General features: G+C 47.3%; 15 protein-coding genes and 1 riboswitch. Of the genes, 10 read left to right on the forward strand and 5 right to left on the reverse strand.

All coding sequences use genetic code 11. The features are described from left to right. The first annotated feature begins 77 nt into the window (after positions 1–77). From AC4G47_RS01190 to AC4G47_RS01215, 6 genes are all read left to right on the forward strand, one after another. On the forward strand, positions 78–905 hold the full coding sequence (locus AC4G47_RS01190) for an AraC family transcriptional regulator (protein WP_491104401.1): 828 nt from the start codon (positions 78–80) through the stop codon (positions 903–905). A 77-nt stretch (positions 906–982) separates the two neighbouring features. Further along, positions 983–1,174: riboswitch (cobalamin riboswitch) on the forward strand. 193 nt (positions 1,175–1,367) lie between these two features. Further along, positions 1,368–2,306 (forward strand): nickel ABC transporter permease, encoded by a 939-nt coding sequence (gene nikB / locus AC4G47_RS01195; protein WP_491104402.1) that lies wholly within the window; start codon positions 1,368–1,370, stop codon positions 2,304–2,306. After that, positions 2,307–3,140, forward strand: a complete 834-nt coding sequence (gene nikC / locus AC4G47_RS01200; protein WP_491104403.1) for a nickel transporter permease — start codon at positions 2,307–2,309, stop codon at positions 3,138–3,140. Between the two features lie 14 nt (positions 3,141–3,154). Beyond that, positions 3,155–4,747: an ABC transporter substrate-binding protein gene (locus tag AC4G47_RS01205; RefSeq protein ID WP_491104405.1), complete on the forward strand. Its 1,593-nt coding sequence runs from the start codon at positions 3,155–3,157 to the stop codon at positions 4,745–4,747. After that, positions 4,747–5,544: an ABC transporter ATP-binding protein gene (locus AC4G47_RS01210; protein ID WP_491104407.1), complete on the forward strand. Its 798-nt coding sequence runs from the start codon at positions 4,747–4,749 to the stop codon at positions 5,542–5,544. Before AC4G47_RS01205 ends, AC4G47_RS01210 begins: the two co-directional genes overlap by 1 nt. Continuing rightward, positions 5,534–6,397 (forward strand): ABC transporter ATP-binding protein, encoded by an 864-nt coding sequence (locus AC4G47_RS01215; RefSeq protein WP_491104409.1) that lies wholly within the window; start codon positions 5,534–5,536, stop codon positions 6,395–6,397. Before AC4G47_RS01210 ends, AC4G47_RS01215 begins: the two co-directional genes overlap by 11 nt. 35 nt (positions 6,398–6,432) lie before the next feature. On the opposite strand, the gene csaA is transcribed toward AC4G47_RS01215, so the two are convergent. The 5 genes from csaA to AC4G47_RS01240 all read right to left on the reverse strand — a co-directional run bounded on the left by csaA (position 6,433) and on the right by AC4G47_RS01240 (position 9,958). Further along, the gene (gene csaA, locus AC4G47_RS01220; protein WP_491104410.1) at positions 6,433–6,762 is read right to left on the reverse strand and encodes a chaperone CsaA; all 330 of its coding nucleotides are present in this window, start codon (positions 6,760–6,762) and stop codon (positions 6,433–6,435) included. A gap of 111 nt (positions 6,763–6,873) precedes the next feature. Beyond that, complete coding sequence (gene udk / locus AC4G47_RS01225) at positions 6,874–7,506, reverse strand: uridine kinase (RefSeq protein WP_017691162.1); 633 nt, start codon at positions 7,504–7,506, stop codon at positions 6,874–6,876. A 204-nt stretch (positions 7,507–7,710) separates the two neighbouring features. Continuing rightward, the gene (locus AC4G47_RS01230) at positions 7,711–8,289 is read right to left on the reverse strand and encodes a VanZ family protein (RefSeq protein WP_491104412.1); all 579 of its coding nucleotides are present in this window, start codon (positions 8,287–8,289) and stop codon (positions 7,711–7,713) included. A gap of 27 nt (positions 8,290–8,316) precedes the next feature. Then, positions 8,317–9,441 carry a DUF4179 domain-containing protein gene (locus AC4G47_RS01235; RefSeq protein WP_491104413.1) on the reverse strand — a complete coding sequence of 375 codons (1,125 nt, stop codon included), beginning with the start codon at positions 9,439–9,441 and terminating at the stop codon, positions 8,317–8,319. Further along, positions 9,425–9,958 (reverse strand): RNA polymerase sigma factor, encoded by a 534-nt coding sequence (locus AC4G47_RS01240; RefSeq protein ID WP_458124941.1) that lies wholly within the window; start codon positions 9,956–9,958, stop codon positions 9,425–9,427. Before AC4G47_RS01240 ends, AC4G47_RS01235 begins: the two co-directional genes overlap by 17 nt. 324 nt (positions 9,959–10,282) lie before the next feature. Here AC4G47_RS01240 and AC4G47_RS01245 point away from each other — a divergent pair, with 324 nt between their 5' ends. The 4 genes from AC4G47_RS01245 (at position 10,283) to AC4G47_RS01260 (ending at position 15,639) form a co-directional block, all read left to right on the forward strand. Next, the gene (locus tag AC4G47_RS01245) at positions 10,283–11,116 is read left to right on the forward strand and encodes a PRD domain-containing protein (RefSeq protein WP_310341871.1); all 834 of its coding nucleotides are present in this window, start codon (positions 10,283–10,285) and stop codon (positions 11,114–11,116) included. Between the two features lie 125 nt (positions 11,117–11,241). After that, on the forward strand, positions 11,242–13,167 hold the full coding sequence (locus tag AC4G47_RS01250; RefSeq protein ID WP_491104414.1) for a beta-glucoside-specific PTS transporter subunit IIABC: 1,926 nt from the start codon (positions 11,242–11,244) through the stop codon (positions 13,165–13,167). A 48-nt stretch (positions 13,168–13,215) separates the two neighbouring features. Continuing rightward, on the forward strand, positions 13,216–14,673 hold the full coding sequence (locus tag AC4G47_RS01255; RefSeq protein ID WP_491104415.1) for a glycoside hydrolase family 1 protein: 1,458 nt from the start codon (positions 13,216–13,218) through the stop codon (positions 14,671–14,673). Between the two features lie 6 nt (positions 14,674–14,679). Next, the gene (locus AC4G47_RS01260) at positions 14,680–15,639 is read left to right on the forward strand and encodes a 2-keto-3-deoxygluconate permease (protein WP_491104416.1); all 960 of its coding nucleotides are present in this window, start codon (positions 14,680–14,682) and stop codon (positions 15,637–15,639) included. The last annotated feature ends 115 nt before the right edge of the window (positions 15,640–15,754 follow it).

Here is a 15,754-nt window from a genome sequence, read left to right on the forward strand (position 1 = left end):
AGAAGTATTTTAGCTGTTATAATATAAATAGATTGAATGAAGAGGTAAGCGGAACGAAGTAGGATGGAGGGCGAAAAATGAGTCGCATTGAGATGAATGTAGTTCCCGCAGGCTGGACACAGATGGAGCTGATTTTGTTGTTTTTCGGGTGGGAGGCATGTGACCCTGCGCATTATTGGGGACCGGGTGTACGTGATTCTTACATTGTGCACTACATCCATGAAGGACGGGGGACCGTGTACATGGGGGACCAAGAATACAAGTTGACTCAGGGACAGGGCTTCGTCATACTCCCGGACATGCTTATTCATTATGAGGCAGATCCGAAGGATCCCTGGACGTATTCGTGGTTTGGATTTAAAGGTGTGCAAGCCAAGGCATTCATGCAACGTGCCCGATTAAGTCCAGAGCACCCAGTGTATGATGCCCGTGATACGAATACAATGGAGCACCTGTACTCAGAGATGGTTCAGGCCTCCGCGTATTTGGGAGGGGATGTGATGAACCAGAGTCTGTTGTACCGCCTGATAGCGGAGTTGATCTCATCGTCATCGGTAGAGGAAGAGGAGGGACAGCTTCTTTCGAACAAAGAAGAGTACATCAGGCAGGCAGTTCAGTTTATGGAGAACAGGTACAGCCAGCGGACCTCCATTCTGGATATTGCCCACGCCGTGGGGCTGGACCGCACATATCTGTCGGGATTGTTCAAGGAACGATACGGCAAGTCGCTACAGTCATTTTTTCTGGAGTACCGTATGAATCGTGCTGCTGATCTTCTTCAGAACCCCGGACTTTCCGTTAGTGAAGTAGCTCATTCGGTGGGTTATACGGACCCATTATTATTTTCAAAGATGTTTAAGCGTGTGACGGGTGTGTCTCCGAAGGGTTCGAGAATTCGTGGTTAGACGTATCCAGTGTTTTAAATTTGAAAATAAAGTTTTGATCATTAATCGTCGTCCCGCTATACTGATACAGAAGTGCAATTGAATATGTGGAACTTGGTGCTTCGCCCATCAGGGTGAAAGCTTAATAGGGAAGTCCGGTGTAATACCGGCGCGGTCCCGCCACTGTAACAGAGGAGTCAGGTAGCGATAATCCACTGGTTTAGACCGGGAAGGAGCTGCATTGACCATGATTCTGGAGCCAGGAGACCTGCCAGGTTTAACAAACACAGTAGTACCCTACGGGAGATAGGAAGGTGTTTAGAGAGCATGATTTTTTCTGAAAATCTGTTTATTTAAGGCGTCCTCATCCAGTAACACGGAGAGGGACGCCTTTTTTGATAGAATTTATACGTTTTCAGCGGAGCTGTGGACGGAGAACATCATGGCACATACATAAAGTTTTGGGGAAGGACGTTTGAGCACTTGAGCAGATATATCGTTAAGCGTTTATTACAACTGGTTGTCGTATTGTTCGGCATCACGTTTCTGACATTCCTGCTAACCTATCTGTCTCCTGGGGATCCAGCCAGACTTATGCTCATGTCTACAGGGGTAACGCCATCCGATGAACTGGTCAGACAGGTGAGGTCAGAGCTTGGATTGGACGAGCCTTTTCTCTATCGATACGGGACATGGCTGGGACAGGTAGTGACCGGAGATTTTGGTACGTCATATAAATACAAACGTCCAGTACTGGACGTGCTGATGGCACGGCTCCCGGCAACGCTTTGGCTAACAGGAAGCGCTATGATTCTGGTTATTCTGGTTTCCTTTCCATTGGGGATGTTGTCGGCTGTCTATCGTAATAAATGGCTGGATTTTGTTATTCGTTTATTCTCTTTTGCCGGATTATCGATGCCCAGCTTCTGGTTGGGTATGTTGCTCATGTTGGTCTTCGGCGTACAGCTGAAGCTGCTGCCGGTGATGGGCAATTCCGGATGGAACAGTCTGATTTTACCCGCATGTACACTCGCGATTCCACTTGTTGCCCAGTACAGCAGACAGATTCGTACGGTCCTGCTTGAGGAGACAAACCAGAACTATGTGATCGGAGCAAGATCCAGAGGTGTGAAAGAGTCGATCATTATTTTGCGTCATATTCTCCCCAATGCCCTGCTGCCGATCGTTACCCTTATGGGTATGACAACAGGTGCTTTGTTAGGTGGTGCAGCGATTGTGGAAAGTTTATTTGTATGGCCTGGCGTTGGTCAGATGGCAGTAGATGCCATTTTCACACGGGATTATCCGCTGATTCAGGGGTATGTCATCTGGATGGCGATCATCTATGTCACGCTGAATCTGCTGGTTGATGTATGGACACATCTTCGTGATCCTCGAATCCGACTGGATGTGGATGTATAGATGAGAGCCTTCAGACTTGTATTACTGCAGAATCGCTGGTTCACATTCCTGTTATCTCTAACCGTCTTCTGGGTTATTCTCGCCATGGTTGCGCCGCTGTTCGCACCACATGACCCACTTGCAACGAATTTTGCCAAAGTGTTGCAGCCATCCAGTGCAGAATATCCGCTAGGAACCGACCAGCTTGGCCGCTGTGTATTATCACGTCTTTTGTACGGGGCGCGAACCTCGCTGCTGCTTACCTTTATGATGATTGGCATTGTATTCGTGTTAGGCGTAGCGATTGGGGTCATCGCCGGTTTCGCCCGGGGTGTGACGGATACGATTCTCATGCGGTTGTCTGATACATTGATGGCATTTCCAGGCCTGATTTTTGCGATCGCCGTGGTGGGGATGCTTGGGCCGGGATTATTCAATACGGTGCTGGCATTGTCGGTTGTCTGGTGGGCGAAGTATGCACGGATGGCCAGAAGCCTGGTCATTTCCCTTCAGCAAAAGGAATATGTCGCTGCCGCTGCTTTCAGCGGAGCACGTAAGATACAGATCATTGGCAGGACGATTCTGCCCAACATGATGTCTCCACTCATCATCATGGCGATGATGGATGTGGGCGGTATGATGCTGTCCATCTCGGGGTTATCGTTTCTCGGGCTTGGCGCACAGCCACCGAACCCCGAGTGGGGGGCCATGTTGAATGAAGGCAGAAGATATCTGCAGACTGCACCCTGGCTGTTGATAAATCCGGGCCTGGCGATATTTAGCACTGTTATTATTTTTAATTTACTGGGAGACGGCCTGCGAGATGTGCTTGATCCCAAGAAAAATACAGCTTAACTGGAGGAACCAGAATGAAGAGGAATTTTCCAAAATCAATCCTGCTCACCATCATATCCATGTTCGTTGTGTTCTTGCTTGCAGCTTGTGGCACCACCAATAATCTATCGACCTCGTCTGATGCAACGGAGAAGTCAGCGGTTACGGACAATGGTACGACAAGCGCACCAACTCATCTGAATGTGGCCCTGTTCTGGCTTGGAAGCAATCTGGACCCGGCAGAGGAATGGAACGGTTGGACGCTTACGCGTGCGGCGATTGGTGAGACACTCATTCAGTTTGACGAGAATATGAAGCTGGTTCCTAAAATTGCAGATACGTGGGAACGTGTTGATGACACAACTTGGCATTTTCATATTCGGGAGGGTGTAACTTTCCATAACGGAAATAAGGTAACCGCAGACGCAGTAAAAAAATCGATTGAGCGCTCCATTGAGCTAAACGAAAGAGGACAAGCGACTGTGCCAGTGGCCTCGATGACTGCAGAAGGACAAGATCTGACGATCAAGACGACAGAACCTTATGCGTCCCTGCTTGGTAATATTGCCGAGCCACTGTTCATCATTGTGGATACCAGTGCAGATACATCCAAATTCAAGAGCGAGCCTATTGCTACCGGGCCATTTATGGTGACGGGTTATACGCCAGATCAGGAGATTCAGGTGAAAAAGTATGACGGGTATTGGGGCGGTGCGGCAGATGTCGACACATTGACGTTGAAATATATCAAGGATGACAGCACGCGCGCCCTTGCCCTGCAGTCCGGAGAGATTGATGTAGCAAGTAACGTGGGACGCAGCAGTCTGGCATTATTCCAGGACGAGAGTCAATACACCATTGACGAAATTCCCAGCCTGCGTACCCAATTCGTATGGTTCAACACAACCAATCCGCTGCTGAGTGATCCGGAGGTTCGCCGTGCGATCTCATGTGGTATTGACCGGGAGATGTACGCGAATACGCTAGTGGGCGGTCAGGCTGCCAAAGGACCATTCACGTCAGCACTGCCTTTTGGCTATGACAAGATCAAAGGATATGATTACGAACCGGAGAAAGCCAAACAGTTGCTGGATGGGGCTGGTTTCAAGGATGCAGATGGCGATGGTATTCGTGAAAAAGATGGGAAGAAGCTGTCGCTACAGCTGATTCTCAACTCCGCTTACGAGTCCGATTCAATTGTGGCTGCTGCGATGCAGTCCCAGCTTAAAGAGATTGGCGTTCAACTGGAGATGACCTCTTATGAGGATCTGACCGATCATCAGAAGAGCGGGAATTACGATCTCGCTTTAACAAGTATTAATACAGGCATCACGGGTGACCCGCAGTATATTCTGGATTTCTACTTCATGACGGGCGCGGAATGGAATGTGGGCGGATATAGCAATCCGAAGCTGGATGAGGTAATTACTCGCCTTCACTCCGAGTTTGACGTGGAGAAAAGGTATGCCCTCGCAGCAGAGGCCCAACAGATGATTCTGGACGATGCAGCATATATGTTTTTGACCTATACCCCGATTAATATTGTGAGTAAAAGCAACGTGCAAGGTGCGACGATGTATCCCATCGACTTCTATCTGCTGGATCGTAATATTAAGGTTGGACAGTAATGAAGCCATTGCTTAGTGTCAACAACCTTTCCGTAACCTATAAGGGTGACTCTATGGCTCTGCAGGACTTGTCCTTCTCCATGAATAAGGGGGAGATTATCGGGATTGTAGGTGAAAGCGGCAGCGGAAAATCAACCCTGATTCGGGCCTTGCTTGGCCTGCTTCCAGAAGGTGGCCGATACACCGGGGGAGAGATCTCTTTTCAGGGAAAAGTGCTTCTACGTGAGTCGCGGTTGGATTGGGGTGGAGTGCGTGGGAAGCGGATTGCCATTGTGTTTCAGGACAGTGGTTCGTATCTTAATCCGATTCGCAGCATCGGTAGTCAGTATATCGAAGCAATTCGTACTCATTTCACCGTGTCCAGAAAAGCAGCTCAGACCATGGCTGTGAATATGCTCTCCGACATGGGATTGGATGATCCCGAACGAATCATGCGTGCCTATCCCTCGCAGCTTAGTGGGGGGATGAAACAACGAACAGCGATAGCTATGGCGGTGACGATGGAACCTGAACTCTTACTTGCAGATGAGCCGACCAGTGCATTGGATGTGACAACACAGAATGAAGTGATGAACCGATTGAGCGAGCTTCGCTCCCGGCAAGGGACAGGCATGATCATCGTAACGCATAATATTGCCGTTGCAGCTCATATGGCGGACCGAATTGGTGTGATGCAGGGTGGTACCTTGGTTGAAATGGGAGAGACTTTCCGCGTCATATCCGAACCTCGGCATGAATACACTCGCAAACTGCTAAGTGCTGTACCTGAATTGGAGGGGAATGTTCATGGCTCATAAGGAGTTACCGATTCTGGAACTGAGAAACCTGTGCAAAACTTACGAGTTAAAGGGACATAGGGCAGTTGATGCGCTGAAAGCTGTTCATTTGGAACTGTATCCGGGAGAATGTCTGGGGATTGTCGGGGAGAGTGGTAGCGGGAAGAGCACACTGGCTAGATGTGTAACCCATCTGGAACGAGTGACGTCAGGACAGATTCGCTATCGTCAGCAGGATATTACCCGATTGAACGGAAAGGCACTACGCTATCAACGAGAGCGGATCCAGATGGTTTTCCAGGAGCCTTCGGCTACCTTTAATCCGCGAATGAAGATTGGAGCTTTTATCCGGGAGCCACTCATTAATTATAAAATAATGAAGGGCCAACAAGCGGAGCAGGAAGTGCTCAGGCTGTTGGAACGGGTAGGGTTGTCTGCTGCGACGGCAGGTAAATATCCACACGAACTGAGCGGGGGAGAGCAGCAGAGAGCAGTCATTGCTCGTGCGATTGGTGTTCGGCCAGACATCATCCTGTTCGATGAAGCTACCTCTGCACTGGATGTTTCCATTCAGCAGCAGATCCTGGATCTGTTGCTGGAGTTGAGAAAGGAAACAGGCATCTCATCTATTTTCATCTCGCATGATCTCGCAGTGGTGCAACAGGTAAGTGATCGAATTGCCGTGATGTATCAGGGGGAAGTCGTTGAAGTCGTAGAGAGTTCTCAGCTGACCAGTTCAGCGAATCATCCCTATACCCGTAGCCTGATGGCTTCGGTGTTGTCCGTGAGAGAAATGAAGCATAAGATGAAGGCGCAGAAGCAGGAAGAGGAACAAGGGCGGACGGGGGTTCTTCAGGAAAGTCTGTCGGGATAACACCGATGTGCGGGTTTTCGTTACTCCAAATAAAGTCAGGCTATCGGTGTTCCATTAGGTAATGAGCTATCGGGTGAGAGCAAGACAACATCACCTTCACCAGGCACACCGCCCAGTACGAGTACTTCAGAGACAAATCCGGCAATCCGCCGAGGCGGGAAGTTAACTACAGCTATCACCTGTTTGCCGATTATCATGTCAGGCGTGTAGCGTTGGGTGATCTGAGCACTGGAGCGTTTAAGACCAAGTGGTCCGAAGTCGATCGTCATTTTAATGGCGGGAATACGAGCCTTGGGGAAGGGTTCGGCTTCCACCACTGTACCAACCCGGATATCATGTTGCATAAACTCTTCAAAAGTAGCCATAGGGTAGATCTCCTTTCAACTATTGGGGACTATTATAAATGAAAAATCAACAAAAAATCCAGATTACGCTGTATCGTAACCTGGATTTCTGTTGTGGTGCTTTGAATTAAATTAAGCGCCGTTCCAATTCTCTCCGGTGAGGTATTTCTCGGTGAGGATGGATAACATCTGAATGCCTACTTCATTATGTCCGCCTTCTGGAATAATGATGTCAGCATACTTTTTGGATGGCTCGATAAAAGCATCGTGCATTGGTTTTACTGTTTCTAGATATTGTTTGTACACGGATTGGATCGTGCGTCCGCGTTCTTCAATGTCTCGCAGCACTCTACGTAGAATCCGCACATCGGAATCGGTATCAACAAATACTTTAATGTCCATCAGACTGCGAAGATGTTCGTCAATCAGCACATGCAATCCTTCTACAATGACAATGTGGTTCGGTGCCAGTTCAACCGTCTCATTGGCAGCACGGTTATCTATGGTGAAGTCATATACGGGAGCATACGCCGCTTGGCCTTTTTTCAACAGGGTGAGATGCTCAATCAACAGATCATTATCGAATGCAAACGGGTGATCGTAATTGGTGAGTCGGCGTTGCTCAGGTGTGAGCTGCGACTGGTCTTTGTAATAATTGTCTTGGGATATAAACGTAACCTTACCTGATCCCAGACGGTCTATGACGGAGCGAGCTACCGTTGTTTTACCGGAGCCGGTTCCTCCGGCGATACCAATAATGAGCATGGTTGTTCCATAAGCCTCCCTAGAATGGCAGCATAATCATGGATAAAGAGCACTGATTCAGAATCAATTCAGCACCTTTACCCACATGTCTGTCTGTGAATACACAATTCTTTCATTGTACCACAGCGCTTTACTTTTTTCATCTGAGGGAAGTGACCATGTTTTGCCTGAATCCAATCCGAATGGAAGAGAGACTGATTTCGCCTACGATTGTTTAGAAAGGAAGCGATTCGGTAGCCTCCATGGGATCATGAACCGCTGGCCTATCGCGAGTTTTGTAATTCTGTGAAAAATGAAATAACCAATGATGCTGCCGACTGTATTCGCAATTAGATCGTTTATGTCCGTAGTACGGCCATTACCCAGAGTAACCCGGATGATGAGCTGCAGCATTTCGATGGAAAAGCTGAAGATTAATCCGCTCCGCACAGCTTTTCTCACCGAGTCTGCCGAATACCTAATCAGAGGCAGCATGAAGCCGAATGGCATAAACAACAGCATATTCAGTGCAAAACTGGGGATATCCAACGTAAGCATGGGAATGAACTGAATGGTTTTGTACCATGGCGTCTGATTGGCATACATACCAATATTGACGTCGATGGGGAAGAAGACAAAATGCATAACCGCCAGAATATATACAGCAAATGTAATGATAGAGATGAACTGCCTTATCGTGTACCTGCTCTGGTTTGCCCTGGTGTACAACACCAGAGCAATCAGGAACAGAATAAATAGTGGACCCAGTATAGTTATGGACTTAACCGTATGTTGAATGGACATGAAGAAAACTCCTTTATGAATAGATGGTTACGGTTGATTCAGCTCGATTTTCATGTCCATCCCCTTGATGAACTGCCGATCTTTAATCTCTTCCGTAAAATCATCTTCAATCTCAAATGGCTTCACGACCAAATATGTTGAGTTGCCAGGAGTGGTGGCATAGATCCGTTCAGATGTTAATTGATTGCCCCAATACAAGCCCTCCGCACTTAATGCGGTCAATTGCCGGCCCTGATCATCGAAAATTGCAAACCCTATATTTCGTAATTGCTCTTCATCTTTAGCCGTTAGCATGCTCTTACCATGAAGTGAGATCACCGTGGATAGACGTGTTGTAATCGGCGTAACCTGAGCTTCCATAACGGATGCGGTAATCAGGTCATTGGAGACGACGACGTTGGGTTCAATATGCTGAATATCCTCAGTCGTTTTCGTGAACGGGATGCTCAGCTCAAATTCGTGATCAATGCCCTGCAAAGTGAATGTGACCTCAGCGTTGAACTGATCTGGCAGTCCGGCAGCAGCTTGGTTAGCGGGGATTACTTGCTCGAACAGTAATGTATCTGGCTGCGTTTGCCCTGCAGGGCCGTAGAATAAGCCGCCTTCCTGGCGTGTACCATTGACGTTGAAAAAGACATTATCCATTCCATCGCTAAGCTTCACGATGTCCTTGCCATTGTCATACTCACCATTTTTCAGGTTGGGTGCAGTGATATGAACCAAAAAGGCTGCGCGAGTACCATCATATATGGTCTCCTTCACTTCCAGCTTCACGTCTTTGAACGATACATTGCTGTTTACGAATTTCGTCAGACCTTCGTCTCCTGCAGTGCGTAATCCCATATCGGCTTCAATAGAGCTGAAGAGACTGCCAACCAGCGGGATGCTGCGTAGAGAATCAGCCATGACAGGAGACACAAATCCAGAGGCAAAGACGGTTATACCTAACACTCCCGCTGCAATCGTTGCTGCGGCTGTACGACGCAGACCTCTACGAAGACGAGGATTACGAGATTGTTCTGAATTCAGCATGGTTGCTTCCGGCAGTGATTCCAGCGTGGCATCGATTCGATTGCGCACCATTTCTGACATGACGGGTCGCTCCTTCGCCTGTTCTCTTAATTCTTGATCGATATTAAACGGGTTTGACATGTAGTTTTACCTCCCGAAAGTTTTTGAATTTGTGATACAGCTCCTGTCGTGCACGGCTTAATCGCATTTTTACCGCGCTTTCGGATATATCGAGCGCCTCTGCTACCTGCCGCAGGGAGAGATCTTCGAAATAATGCAGCACGATGACGACTCTCTTTTGTTCGTCAAGCCGATCAACGGCTTCTCTCATATCTACCTCATCGAAGGGGCTGGAGGACTCTTGCTTTGCAGGCACCTCCGCATAAGACGTGGAGAGGGAGCGGCGGGACAATAGCGTGTTGCATTCATTAATCAGGATACGGAATATCCACGTTTTGAAATAGTGAGGTTCCCGAATCGTATGGAGTGATTTGTAGGCTTTCAAAATCGTCTCCTGAATGGCATCAGCCACATCCTCCTCTTTTCGAAGCATGGATTTTGCCGTATTGTATAGAGAGTTTTCAATTTCTCTGATGAGCCTGATGAAGGCATCGCGATCTCCGGATATCGCCTGATGAATGAGATCGGTTGGATCCATGGATAGCAGCTCCTTTCTTGGGTTATAGGGATTCAACTCCCCGTTTGTTTTTACATGAATTAGACTTCCAGTGGGCTTATATGGTCACAATTATTTTTTATAGTGAAAAAGATGCTGTTATATATGACGTATTCCTATGGCATGTCCCCTTCAGTCAGAGAAGAGCGTATTCTTTTCCTGATATTGACGGATTGACTTTTTGAAGAACAGGCATATAATAATAAATATATTCATAACACGGACTGTTACTGGGCGAACCAGGCATGACCGAATTCGATTATTTAACTGTAATCGCTTTCGGTCTTTTTTTATTTTCGTCGGGGGGTGAGGACATTGAAGGTTATTAAGAAAGTGAATAACAATGTGGCGATTGCCATTAATGATAACAACGAAGAAGTATTCGTCGTAGGTAAAGGGGTCGGATTTCTGAAAACGCCTTATGAGCTGACGGAGACGGACTTGGTGGAGAAAATTTTCGTAGCACCGAAGAATATCCGTATGTATGACCTGCTGAACAGCATTCCGATTGAGGATATTTATCTCGCTGAGGAAGTGATCAAGCTGGGCAGTCAGATTCTGAATAAACAATTTAACCCGAACCTGCTTCTCACCCTGTCTGACCATATTAGTTTTGCATTAACCCGAACCAGAGAAGGCATCAGTATCAAAAATCCGCTGGAATGGGAAGTGCGGACACTCTATCCGGACGAGACCCGGGTGGGGGAGGCTGCGCTGAAGCTGATTCAGGAAAAAATGGATATTGCTCTGCCGACAGCCGAAACAACACTGATTGCTCTGCATTTTGTTAATGCACAGGTTGGCTCGGGAGAGATGACGGATACCACTAAGGTAACCACAGTTACGGGCGAGATCCTGTCTGTGATCAAATATGCTCTCAAAATTGATTTTCAGGAAGACTCTATTCACTTTATGCGATTTGCGACACATATCAGATATTTCATCATGCGACAGATGAGTGGTACATCGCTCAAGGATGAGAATGAATCGCTTTTCCTGATGGTCAAAGAGAAGTTTCCGAAGGAACTGGCTTGTGTGGAGAAGATTGCTGATTTCCTGAAAAATAATTACGGCTGGACCTGTTCTGATGATGAAAAGTTATATCTGATTCTGCATATCCAACGATTAATCTCGAACTAACCAATTGCATAACAATGATGGACTGTTACTGATTCGATCAGGCATGACCAAGCGTAGGGAATGACGATTCCCCGGCTTGGTCATTTTTTATATAACCATTTCAGTTGATGTAGAGGAGAAGGGTCATGAACAACAAAGACTTGGCGAAAAACGTACTTGAGCTTGTTGGCGGCGAGCAAAATATATCGGGTCTGACACACTGTGCAACCCGTTTGAGATTCGTATTGAAGGATGATAGCAAAGCAGACCTCAAGGCGCTGGATCAGCTCGAAGGCGTGCTTAAGGCACAAAATTCCGGAGGACAGATTCAGGTTGTTATCGGTGCCAAAGTAGACGCGGTATACAGTGAAGTGAAGAATCTAACTTCTGACAAGATTGGCGAACTTGCGGAGTCTACAGATCGTGGACCGAAAAAGAGACGTAACCCTGTCAATGTAGTACTTGAAACCATTGCAGGTATATTCACGCCTGTTCTGCCAGCACTTGTGGGTTGCGGGATGATCAAATGTTTGGCCACCGTTATAGCTGCAATGGGCTATCTGGAGGGTTCAGGATTTCTGACGATCATTAACATGATCGGGGACTGTATTTTCTACTTCATGCCGTTCTTCCTGGCTGTTAGTGCAGCAAACCGTTTCAAAACCAATCCCTATTTGGCGGTAGCTCTGGCTGCGGGGCTGATGCACCCCATCATTCTGAACGCTGCGTCCCAGATTGCCGAGACGGGTGTGAACAGCATTGATTTTCTTGGCATGCCGATCCTGTTGATGAAATATTCATCTTCCGTCATTCCTATCATTCTGGCGGTATGGATCATGAGTTATGTGTATCCAATCGTCAATCGAGTGATTCCCAAGTTTCTGCAGGTCCTGCTTACCCCAATGATTGTTTTGTTTATTATGATTCCAGTGGAACTAATCGTGCTTGGCCCAGTAGGATCATATATTGGTGACTGGTTGACCAATGGTATTAACTCATTGTTCTCCACCGCAGGTGTTCTTGCTGGTGCGATTCTTGGATTTTTCAAACCGATTATGGTCATGTTCGGTATGCACTATGCCATCATGCCTATTCAGGTTCAACAAGTGGCTACACTGGGCGCAACCGTGTTGTTACCAACAGCATTAGCGGCGAATTTGGCTCAGGCTGGAGCAGCCTTCGGTGTGTTTGTCCTGACGAAGAGTAAAACGATGAAATCAGCGGCTGCTTCGAGTGGATTCACCGCGTTGTTCGGGATTACCGAGCCGGCGATCTATGGTGTAACGCTCAAATATAAACGTCCCTTTTTCGCAGGTTGTCTTGCAGGTGGATTAGTCGGTGGATTCTACAGCTTGGTGCATACAACAGCGAATGCAATTTCACTTCCAGGTGTATTGGCAATTGGCACGTATACATCTGATCGTTACATGTATGTCGTTATTGGTTGTATTGCCGCAGTTGTACTCGGCTTTGTGTTCACGTTGATGGCAGGCATCAAGGAAGGTACAGAAGGAGCCAAACAGCAACAAGCTACGGATAAGGTAAATGACAATCCAACAGCCGTTGTCACAGAGGTAGCTCCAGGGTCAGTATCATCACAGACATCCATATCCTCTGACATGCTTATCGTTAGTCCAATGACAGGGGAGATCAAACCGATCTCTGAAGTGGAAGATCAAGCATTTGCCCAAGAGTTAATGGGTAAAGGTATTGCGATTGTTCCGACAGATGGCAAGGTATACGCTCCATTTGACGGGGTAGTCGAAGCACTTTATCGCACCAAACACGCCATCGGATTGAAGGCAGCGAATGGTGTCGAGATCCTGATCCATATCGGGGTGGATACCGTTAGTCTGAAAGGGAAATATTTTGACGCCCATATCGAACAGGGACAGACAATCAAGGCTGGTGATTTATTGGTGGAATTTGATCCAGAAGGCATTACGTCAGCAGGTTATAACACGATTACATCCATTGTGGTAACCAATATGCAACAATATGGAGACGTACTGACTACAGCGACCAGCGGACCGATCCGGGAGAGCGAAGCGCTAATGAAGCTGATCCCATAAAACCTCGAATAAGACCTTAATAACACGTAATAACAGGAGGAAACTAAAATGACGAATTCCAATTTTCCAAAAGATTTTTTATGGGGCGGTGCACTGTCTGCCTGTCAGGCAGAGGGAGCTTATAATGTGGACGGCAAGAGCCTGACCATTCCAGAAGTGATGAAGTTTAACGAGAAGAACGACCGCAAAGTGACCAAGCAGATCAGAGTGAATTGGGAGATGATTGAAGAGGCCAGGAATGACCCGGATACGGTGAAATATCCGAAGCGCCGGGGGATTGATTTCTATCATTCTTTCCGTGAGGATATCGCCTTGTTCGCGGAGATGGGCTTCAAAGTATTTCGTTATTCGATTTCATGGGCCAGAGTATTTCCGGGTGGCGATGATGCTGCTCCGAACGAAAAGGCACTAAAGTTCTATGATCAGGTGATTGATGAATGTCTAAAATATGGTATGGAGCCCCTGATCACCATCAGTCACTTTGATACGCCAATTGTACTGATGGACAAGTTCGGAGGATGGTATAACCGCAAGCTGATCGATCTGTATGTGAACTATTGTGATGTACTGTTCAATCGCTACAAGGGCAAAGTGAAATATTGGGTGACGTTCAACGAGATCAACATGAGCGTGAAAGCATCAGCCAAGACGCTGGGAATCATTGATTATGATGCTCCGAATTATGAAGAAATGCTGTTCCAGGGGCTGCATCATCAATTTGTAGCTGCGTCCAGAGCAACCAAGATGGCACATGAGATCGATGCGAATAACAAGATCGGAAGTATGGTCGCGTATTTCACAACGTATCCTTACACTTGCAAGCCGGAGGATGCACTTCAGATGCAGCAGGATGATCAGATGAAAAATCAGTTCTATCTCGATGTGCTTAATAAAGGCGAATACCCTTACTATAGTAAAACGTATTTCAAAAACAAGGAGATCCAGCTGAACATCGAGGATGGTGATCTGGATAGCATTCGCGCACACACGGCTGATTTCGTGGGGATGTCGTATTACAACTCCATGATATCCAGCAGTGATACGGAGCAGCTTGAATTAACGGCAGGCAATGTACACAGTGTATATAAAAACCCGCATCTACCCGCTAACGAGTGGGGTTGGCAGATTGATCCGATTGGCCTGCGATATACGCTTAATCTTGTCTATGATCGGTATCAAAAACCAGTCTTCATTCTGGAGAACAGCTCAGGCTTCTACGATAAACTGAATGAAGATGGAACGATCAACGATCCGTACCGGATTGATTTCCTGAGTAAACATATCGAACAGATGGGACTCGCCATTGCCGATGGGGTCGAAGTGTTGGGATACACGATGTGGGGACCCATCGACATGATCAGTTCAGGGACTTCCGAGATGAGCAAACGGTACGGATTTATCTATGTAGATCAGGATGACTATGGCAATGGTACGCTCGAAAGATATCGTAAGGATTCGTTCTTCTGGTATCAGAATGTGATCCGTACCAACGGAGCAGAACTGTAACAGAGCATGAATATTCTGGGTCGTATCAAAAAAATACCCGGCGGCTTGCTGATTGTTCCTATGCTGGCTGCCGCGGTCATCAACACAATGTTTCCATCGTTCTTTCAGATCGGAGATCCAACGACAGCGCTGTTCACATCGAAAGGTACCATGGTGCTGATCGGTATGATTTTACTGATATCAGGAACACAGCTTAACTTGTCACAGCTTCTGGTGACATTGAAGAGAGCAGGAGTGCTCTGTATTTCACGCATCCTCATCAGCTGCCTGTTCGGCTGGGCGTTTGTACACTTTTTCGGTATCAGTGGGGTTGGAGGAGTGTCAGCGGTAGCCTTCATTGCTGTTCTGACCAGTTGCAATCCGGGATTATATCTGGCCTTGATGAACACGTATGGAGATGATGTGGATCGTGCTGCGTTTGGCATTCTGAATCTGATCGCCGTACCGGTTATTCCGGTCATGATATTGAATTCGGCAAGCGGCGTCGGTATCGATTACCTCAGTGTACTTGCTACGCTGGTGCCTTTCTTCATCGGCATATTGCTTGGTAATCTGGACAGCAATATACAGAAGATGTTCGCTCCGGGAACATTGATTCTGCTGCCTTTTCTGGGCACAAGCTTTGGGTCCAATATTGATCTGCGTATTGCATTTCAGTCCAGTATGTCCGGCTTGCTGGTAACGGTGATATTTTTGCTGATCTGTATGCTGCCGCTCATTGGAATTGATCGCACGATACTAAGACGGCCCGGTTACGCGGCGGCTGCGACATGCTCGGTTGCTGGATTGTCTATGGTGGTGCCATCGATGGCTGCCGAATTCAATCCGGCGTATGCGCCTTATGTGGATACAGCTATCGCTCAGATTGCATTTGCTGTGATCCTGACGTCGGTGACCGTGCCTTATATCGTGAAGCGTTTGGCTGGAACAACAGCGACGGAAGCTCTTATACAGGAAAATCACTAGCAAAAACAGCACGTGTTCTGTCAGGTCATGACGGATCACGTGCTGTTTTGCTTTGTTCATCTATATGATCTCCTGGGGGGAGGAGAGGGATCGATCGGTTTATTTTACAGACCAA

The organism is Paenibacillus sp. Negev47 (genome assembly GCF_058313655.1).

Coding starts and splice junctions, on each gene's coding strand:
- AC4G47_RS01210 (WP_491104407.1), top strand. CDS start 4,747: ATGAAGCCATTGCTTAGTGTCAACAACCTTTCCGTAACCTATAAGGGT.
- AC4G47_RS01250 (WP_491104414.1), top strand. CDS start 11,242: ATGAACAACAAAGACTTGGCGAAAAACGTACTTGAGCTTGTTGGCGGC.
- AC4G47_RS01255 (WP_491104415.1), top strand. CDS start 13,216: ATGACGAATTCCAATTTTCCAAAAGATTTTTTATGGGGCGGTGCACTG.
- AC4G47_RS01240 (WP_458124941.1), bottom strand. CDS start 9,958: ATGGATCCAACCGATCTCATTCATCAGGCGATATCCGGAGATCGCGAT.
- AC4G47_RS01235 (WP_491104413.1), bottom strand. CDS start 9,441: ATGTCAAACCCGTTTAATATCGATCAAGAATTAAGAGAACAGGCGAAG.
- AC4G47_RS01260 (WP_491104416.1), top strand. CDS start 14,680: ATGAATATTCTGGGTCGTATCAAAAAAATACCCGGCGGCTTGCTGATT.
- AC4G47_RS01205 (WP_491104405.1), top strand. CDS start 3,155: ATGAAGAGGAATTTTCCAAAATCAATCCTGCTCACCATCATATCCATG.
- AC4G47_RS01230 (WP_491104412.1), bottom strand. CDS start 8,289: ATGTCCATTCAACATACGGTTAAGTCCATAACTATACTGGGTCCACTA.
- AC4G47_RS01190 (WP_491104401.1), top strand. CDS start 78: ATGAGTCGCATTGAGATGAATGTAGTTCCCGCAGGCTGGACACAGATG.
- AC4G47_RS01215 (WP_491104409.1), top strand. CDS start 5,534: ATGGCTCATAAGGAGTTACCGATTCTGGAACTGAGAAACCTGTGCAAA.
- udk (WP_017691162.1), bottom strand. CDS start 7,506: ATGCTCATTATTGGTATCGCCGGAGGAACCGGCTCCGGTAAAACAACG.
- nikC (WP_491104403.1), top strand. CDS start 2,307: ATGAGAGCCTTCAGACTTGTATTACTGCAGAATCGCTGGTTCACATTC.
- csaA (WP_491104410.1), bottom strand. CDS start 6,762: ATGGCTACTTTTGAAGAGTTTATGCAACATGATATCCGGGTTGGTACA.